Genomic DNA, 6,190 nt, shown 5'->3' with positions numbered 1-6,190 from the left:
CGCCAAGATGACGACCGCGCTTCTCGACCGGCTGACCCATCATTGCCACATCCTCGAAACCGGAAACGACAGCTTCCGATTCAAGAACAGTTCCGCACACGAGCCCAAAAAAGCGAAGTAGAAAACCAGAACCTTGACCGTCACCACAGAACCGAAACATACATGAAGGGGGGTCAGTTCTCGGTGGAATGCCGGGTCAGTTCCTAATGGAAATCAACAGACTCGCTACACTTGACGACGGTGCGCATTTTCCGACTTCCTTCGCATATAGCTCGATCGGGTAAGGCCTTCCGATCAAATATCCCTGCAGAGCACCGCAGCCCTCTTCCGTAAGAAAACTCAGCTGGTCGAGCGTTTCGACGCCTTCGGCAACAATGTGCATAGAGAGATCTCGGCCCAGCCCGACAATGGCGCGGATGATAGCCGCCGATTGCGGATTCTGCTGAAGCATCCAAACGAATGACTTGTCGATCTTGATTTTGTCGAAGGGGAAAGACTGGAGGTAGGAAAGCGAGGAATAGCCTGTTCCGAAATCGTCCAGCGCGATCTTTACCCCAATTGATTTGAGGCGCCGGAGGATTGAACTTGCCCGCGAGAAGTCGTCGAACAGCACGCTTTCTGTGATTTCCAGCTCCAGCCGCGTCGGATCGAGCGCCGACTGCAACAGAATCGAGTGCACCATGCCGGGAAGATCGCCTTGGCGGAATTGCACGGGAGAGAGGTTGACGGCGATGTGGATCGTGTTCGGCCATGACGCCGCCTCCCGACAGGCCTCGCGCAGCACCCATTCGCCGATTGGCACGATCAATCCGCTCTCTTCGGCCAGGGGAATGAACTCCGCAGGCGGAATCATGCCTCGTTCTTTGTGGGACCACCGGAGCAGGGCTTCGAACCCAACGATCTGACCCGATACGTTCGCCTGCGGCTGGTAGTGCAGGAACAACTCGCCGTTTGCTAGAGCCGAACGCAAGTCCTTCTCAAGTGCGCGGCGTTCACGCAACTTGCGATCCATATCCGCCTCAAACATGCGGAAAACGCCATGCCCGTCGGCCCGGGCGCGATCGAGCGCTGCATGAGCGTTGCTCAAGAGGGATGTGACATCAACCGCGTCATCGGGAAAGAAGGCGATACCGATGCTCAGACCGACGTGCAATTGGCGGCCATCGACATCAAAGACGTCGGCGATAGTTGCCAGCAGGCGGTCAGCGAGCGCTATTGCTGTCTCCGGATGCGGGCCATCAGCAACAATAGCTGTGAACTCGTCGCCGGTGCGCGCAAGGAAGTGCTTTCCCGCGCTTGCTCTCAGCCGTGCAGCTATCTGTCGAAGCAGCGCATCCGCTACCCCGGGGCCGCAAGCATCATTCACTTCCTTGAACCCGTCCACGTTGACGCGCACCACAGCGAAGGATTCCCTGCCGGATGTCGCCCGCTCGAGCGTGAATTCGAGACGCTCGACGAGTGCTGTCCGGTTGGGCAAATTCGTCAGCCCGTCGTGGGTGGCCAAATGGGCGATCCGCGCCGCGTCTCGCTTGCGCTCGGTCACATCCTCGGCCACCGCGAGAACATATTTCGACTTTCCGTCATGGCTTTCCACCGCGAGCCGTCGCGTTACGAGATCCCGTATGCCCTTGTCCTGCGTGTGGATCTGCTCTTCCTCGGCTATCTGGACGGAATCGGAACGCAACGCTTGCTGATCACGAACCACGAACGACTCGGCCTCTTCTGGCGGAAAGAGGTCGGAATCAGTCTTGCCGATCAGCTCTTCGCGCGGGATGCCAAGCAGTTCCTCACCCGCCCGGTTGATGAGGACATAGCGGTGCTCCCGCGCCTCTTTGGCGAAGAGCATGACGGGAATGTTTTCGATTACCGTGTCGAGGAACTCTCTGGTGCGACGCAGGTCGTCCTCAGCCCGCTTGCGCTCCGTCACGTCGACAACCGCAACCATGAAGGCTGGGCGGCCATCATACTCAATCTCCTTTGCGTAGGCGACGATGTCGACCAGGCTGCCGTCCGCCTTGATGTGGCGCCATGTACGCCCGGTGCGGTACGAGCCCTCGCCTGTGCCGAGCACCTGGAGGAATGCCTTGACATCGTCCGCCGGCCTGATTTCAAGGATGGATTTGGAAAGAAACTCTTCGCGGGTGTAGCCATAATGCTCGACGGCAGCTTGGTTGACTGCCAAAAACCGCAAGCTGGCTCTATCAAACACCCACATGGGGACCGGATTTTGTTCGAACAGCAGCTGCAGCGAAGCTTCGTGCTGCTTCAACTTGGTGATGTCCGAAATACAGCCGACAATGAAGCGAGCGCCATTCGGCAGCGACGCCCGCGCCTTTCGCGTCACGAGGGTACGGATTTCCCCGTCCGGCCCCAGCATGACCTCCTCGTTCTCATTGACTTCTCCGGTTTCCAGCACCAACCGATCAACCTGCCGGAACACATCCGCCTGTTCCTTCGGGACGAAGTCGTAATCCGTCTTGCCAGCCAATTCCTCATAAGAATGACCCATGAAGTCGCACATGTTTCGGTTTAGCACGACGAAGCGGGATTGATCATCCTTCAAGAATATCGGATGCGGCACTGCGTCGAGCACCAAGCGCACGGCGTCAGCATCGTCCTTGGAGAAGGACCCGGTCACCAGTTCCACAGGAAACTCTGAACACGACATTCCACATCTCCCGTGTGTGAAGAACCAACGGTTGTATATCAACAACCCATATTTGTCCGCAACGAACCAAGAATGATATTAGCTATGATTAAAAGGTTCTGATGGGGTGGACGCCCCTCGACGGCATCGATGTGCCAAGGTGGTAGGTGTTTAACCGCCACAACAGAGGAGGCGTCCGAAATGAATCTTAGCACGATCGGATTTGATTTGGCGAAGAATGTGTTTCAGGTGCATGGGGCCGATGCTTCCGGTGCTGTCGTTTTCCGCAAACAGCTGCGGCGTGGCAGGTGCTTACGTTTTTCGCTAAGCAGCCGGCCTGCCTGGTCGCCATGGAAGCCTGCGCCGTGCGCATTATTGGGCGCGTGAGATCGGCAAGCTCGGCCACACGGTTCGCCTGATACCGCCAGCCTATGTGAAGCGGCAGAAGAACGATTCCGCCGACGCCGAAGCGATCTGCGAGGCCGCTCAGCGGCCGACGATGCGCTTTGTCGCCGTGAAGAGCGAGGAACAGCAGGCGAGCGCGGTCGTATTTCGGGCCCGCGATCTGTTGGTGCGGCAGCGCACACAGGCTGATCAAGTCCTCAACGAAGGTATGGGTCCCGCGCATTAGATTCGAGAGGTTGTGACCGAGCGCTGCGGTCGGCATGGTTCGGCCGTGCTTCAAGTTGACATTCGGCTCCAGATCGTACTGCCCTCGCTGGGAAGACGACGCAATGTCCATCGCTGCGCAGGTGCGTAACGCCTCGCCTTACCTCGACTACCATTCATCGGTCGCTCACCCTCGTTGGGGACGGCGAGCCCTTCGAACGAGGTTCAGGCCATGCCTCGCGCCGGTCGCGGCTATCTCTGATGAGTAGCTCCTTCATTGCGGTAGGCCGCAGTTCGCCTATCCACACATCGCCGGAGAGCCTGTCGGCGCGGCCCATGCTCCCGAAGTGTCATCTTGGTAGCGACAGCACTGGCAGCACCGCAGGAAAACCAGCAGATCACGCGCGGCTTCGTCGGATGATGCGTATCGCCCCGGAGGCGCTTGGCCTCTATCGCTGCTTCATAGCTCTTGCGGGCGTCGTCCTGCGCGTCGTAGGTCATGCAGTGACGGCCTGCTTGATGAGAGCCCGCGCGCGATGCCGCATGTCCTCCGACATCTCGTAGCCGAGGCTGTAGATCGTTTTGAAGTCGAGAGCGTACCGGCGCATCTTCCGGCGCATACGCTTAATGTGGGTCCGTATGGCCTCGCGCGGCATGTCGGCTTCAAGCAACTGTGCTTCCGAATAGACGACATCTTGCAAGGCTCCGTACTCAGCCTTGCCGCAATGAAGCAGCATGACGAAAATACGCCCTTCGGATTCCGTGAAGTCGAAAACGGAACGCGCCGAGGCCAGATCGTTCTGACCGGTTAGTTGCGCCATGCTGTCGCGAAGCTGGCGGTTTTCTTCCTCCAGTTCTTCGATACGCTCATGAAGGCGTATGACGGCCTTGGGGCCGTGGCCTACGATAACGGGGCGGAATGAGGTCTGATGGATTGTCATGGCCTAGAAACTCCGAGGCGGGACAAAAAGGCAGATCGTGCGGCCATCGTTTGCCCCGGCTACACTGCACCAGTGGAACTCGCCGTCAGGAGATCGAGAGCGCGATCGCCGATACGGACGATCCGGTCACCTTCCAGCAGCAGCCGTCGTGCGGGGAGTAGTCGGAAGAGACCAAAGGAGATCACTTGCTCGGTTGGGTCACTCGCTTGACCATCCCCTTCGGCCTCCGTTGGCAGTCCCGTGAACCTTTTATGATGGGAGAGAGATGCAGCTGCCAGTTGCGTGCGGCCGCCCGGCGGAGGTATCTCTAAATCGCCTGCCGGTTCGGAACTTGTCGTCGCCATTGCAAGGTTCCTTTTCGCCTGCGGTATGCGAGCGAGTAAAGACCGCCGAGGGCCCCAAATCGATCATCAAAAAGGCGGCACGATCAGCGACTACGTTTGACAGTGGGCGAATCGTTTAGCCGGGATGCTCATGTGGATGGGTCGGCTCCGGTAGGGGGCGAAAGGACACCTAGGCGTTCTGCTCCTTCGGCCATAGATACTCGCCAGTCAGTAAAATGTGCCCCCAGCCCAGCGGCGATATGTGCGCCAGAAGCTCGGGCGGCACATCGTGTTTGTCCACACCGACGGCTTCAGCGAGAAGGGTGGTGCCGCCGCATTTGCGAGCCCGAGTTCCGACACGGACGTGACCTTCACCACCCTGGGGCTGCGCGCCTCGACGGGCTTTGCGTTGGAACGATCCAGGCGACGGCAAGTGGCATGGTCGGCTGGCGCCATGCCTTCGGTGACGTCACGCCATTGTCCAGTTTCGCGTTCGCCGGAAGCGACCCATTCACGATTGCCGGAACACCCATCGCCGAGGATGCCCTGGTGCTCGAGGCTGGAGTTGATTTCGGTCTCACCGAAAAGGCCTCCCTTGGCGTCTCCTATTTCGGCCAGATCGGCGACGGTGCACAGGATCACGGCTTCAGGGCGGATCTCACGGTGAAGTTCTAGGCGTTATGACCGTGGTCTGAGCGGCTGCCCGTCCTAGCACGTAGTGGCCAAGTGACGCAGGTCGAGAGTGCCACGCCGCCGATGAAGTCCGATCAATCGCGGGCCAGGCCTCAAGCCCCATTACGATGACAATTATTCTGCGGCTTTTGTCATCGATCCCGACGAACATAACATTGAGGCTGTGTTCCGCGGCGGTGAAGGGCCAAATCATTGAGAAAAAGGCGCGAGCGACGGTGGTTTGCTTCCGCTCGCGCCCCCCGGTATTAATATCCGCTTTCCTTCTCGATCTTCCCGCAGGCAATCGGGATGGTGACATGGGATGGAACTGTGCCCAGCGATCCGACCGTGGCTGGCAAACCGAAATCGCTTGGAACGCCGTGAACATAGATCACCCGCTTGTCCAGGTCGATCAAGCCGCCCTGGTAGACCTTGCCGAAAGTCTCCGAAAGCTGCTTAAGCGGGACGACTTTCGAATATTCGAAGTCGCCCATGGCTGAAGCATGTGGATAGGTGTGGGTCGGGATATTCATTTCCTCGGGCTTGTCGTTGAAAGGCACCATCGTCGTGCCGGAAACGGGCTCGGTCTCGCCAAGATCCAGAAATCCGTCCTTGTTTGCATCCAGATCGGGGGTGATGCAGGTCGCATTCGTCGCGTCGGGAAAACCGTGGAAATGTTCCCAGTGCTCGATGGTGGCGGGCACACCGTTCATTTTGATATGGACTTCCAGATTATCCCCCACGATTTCAAAGGTTGCGTCGCCTTCGGCCGCCGATCCGATCTGGTCGGCGTTAAGTGCGGTCAGGTGGGCCTTGTAGGATTCGGCGTGTGTGGCGACGGCGCTTAACATGCTGATGGACATCAAGACTGCGACCGAGGACGCAAGCACTGCGGTTTTGCGGGACATCGTTTCTATCTCCTTGGGTTTGTACCAGTGAGCCGCTCGATGACTTTCCACGATCGGCAACGTCCGTTTGCGCCGGGGCTCCCGCGGTCC

At 58.7% G+C, this 6,190-nt stretch carries 4 protein-coding genes and 2 pseudogenes; 3 read left to right on the top strand and 3 right to left on the bottom strand.

Going from position 1 to position 6,190, the window contains the following annotated elements:
* Positions 1–121: ATP-binding protein (locus G6N73_RS34275; protein ID WP_246252800.1), on the top strand; the 121-nt coding region annotated here is incomplete at its 5' end.
* 75 nt (positions 122–196) lie between these two features.
* Here the strand turns inward: G6N73_RS34275 and G6N73_RS34270 are convergent.
* Positions 197–2,647, bottom strand: a complete 2,451-nt coding sequence (locus tag G6N73_RS34270; protein WP_343044842.1) for a sensor domain-containing protein — start codon at positions 2,645–2,647, stop codon at positions 197–199.
* Positions 2,648–2,848: 201 nt separating this feature from the next.
* Here G6N73_RS34270 and G6N73_RS34265 point away from each other — a divergent pair.
* Positions 2,849–3,236: pseudogene (locus G6N73_RS34265) on the top strand (IS110 family transposase); the annotation flags it as partial.
* A gap of 517 nt (positions 3,237–3,753) precedes the next feature.
* Here G6N73_RS34265 and G6N73_RS34260 read toward each other — a convergent pair.
* A complete protein-coding gene (locus tag G6N73_RS34260) occupies positions 3,754–4,197 on the bottom strand; it encodes a hypothetical protein (RefSeq protein ID WP_165034327.1) in 444 nt (147 codons plus the stop codon).
* Between the two features lie 585 nt (positions 4,198–4,782).
* Here G6N73_RS34260 and G6N73_RS38935 point away from each other — a divergent pair.
* Positions 4,783–5,195: pseudogene (locus G6N73_RS38935) on the top strand (autotransporter outer membrane beta-barrel domain-containing protein).
* Between the two features lie 263 nt (positions 5,196–5,458).
* Here the strand turns inward: G6N73_RS38935 and G6N73_RS34245 are convergent.
* The coding region (locus tag G6N73_RS34245) for a hypothetical protein (protein WP_206079248.1) at positions 5,459–6,190 on the bottom strand (732 nt) is incomplete at its 5' end.

The sequence above is a fragment of the Allomesorhizobium camelthorni genome (assembly GCF_011045125.1).
Lineage (GTDB): Bacteria > Pseudomonadota > Alphaproteobacteria > Rhizobiales > Rhizobiaceae > Allomesorhizobium > Allomesorhizobium camelthorni.
Note: the sequence above shows the minus strand (reverse complement) of the source record. Positions and strands in the feature narration are given on the sequence as shown.